The organism is Acinetobacter sp. BSP-28, assembly GCF_044130285.1.
GTDB lineage: Bacteria > Pseudomonadota > Gammaproteobacteria > Pseudomonadales > Moraxellaceae > Acinetobacter.
The window spans coordinates 1-421 of the sequence record NZ_JBIQOB010000080.1; the positions used below are offsets into that span (position 1 = coordinate 1).

A 421-nucleotide genomic window follows, 5' to 3' on the forward strand; every position below is an offset into this window, starting at 1 on the left:
AGACTTCTTTCATAAATCATTTTTTACTCAGCTCCAAGTTATAGATTCCAGCAATTAAATTGAATCTCAAACCGAGTCTTTTCCCTCTATTTCGATAACGTTCGGCAAGGATCTTGAAGGTTTTCAGGCTGCCAAATACATGCTCAATACCTATTCTTCTTTTATTGATTTCCTGATTATAGATTTTTAGTTCAGGATCCAATTTACAACGTCTTTTTGCTTTTAATGGCAACAGGCTATTCGGATACAATGCATAAATTCCCTGATAGCCTTTATCTGCAAGAACAAAGGCTTCTGAAGGAATCAGCTTTATGTTTCTTTTAAATAGCTCGAAATCATGTACAGCACCGCGACTGCTACATAAACTCAGTATTTGCTGAGTCTTGTAGTGAATCATGGCCTGTACTTTGAAGGTATGGGT

Annotated in this window: 1 protein-coding gene; it reads right to left on the reverse strand. The window is 36.6% G+C overall.

Annotated elements, in window-relative coordinates:
* Nucleotides 1-16: 16 nt before the first annotated feature.
* Nucleotides 17-421: transposase family protein (locus tag ACE01R_RS17845; RefSeq protein ID WP_395552812.1), on the reverse strand; the 405-nt coding region annotated here is incomplete at its 5' end.